The 380-nt window shown below is 69.2% G+C and carries 1 protein-coding gene; it reads left to right on the top strand.

Going from position 1 to position 380, the window contains the following annotated elements; translation table 11 throughout:
- Positions 1 to 380: phage late control D family protein (locus FNJ84_RS21805; RefSeq protein WP_221932031.1), on the top strand; the 380-nt coding region annotated here is incomplete at both ends.

Genomic DNA, 380 nt, shown 5'->3' with positions numbered 1-380 from the left:
ACCCCGACCGCGGCGATGGAGACCGAGCGGATCGGCGATGCCGCCCATGCCCAGGGGCAGATCGAAAGCTTTGACTATCCGGGCGATTATCTGGCGCTGGATCCGGGCAAGCTGGTGGCGGGGCTGAGGACCCGGCAGGAACGGGGGGCTGACCGCCGCAACCGGGCGGTTGGCGATTGCGTGTCGCTTGGCTCGGGGCTGCGGCTTGCCCTGTCGGGGGACAAGGTTCCGGGCAGCGGGGACAGCTATCTGTGCCTGTCGGCCAGCCATCATTTCGTGTCCGAGGCTTACGGCTCGGGCGGTCCGGGCAGCGACGGCTATGCCTTTACGGGCAGCTATGTGCTGATGCCGGACACGGCGCCGATGGTGCCGCCGCGGCG

Source organism: Paracoccus sp. M683 (assembly GCF_007096355.1).
Classification (GTDB): Bacteria; Pseudomonadota; Alphaproteobacteria; order Rhodobacterales; family Rhodobacteraceae; genus Paracoccus.
This window is presented reverse-complemented; position numbering and strand designations above follow the sequence as displayed.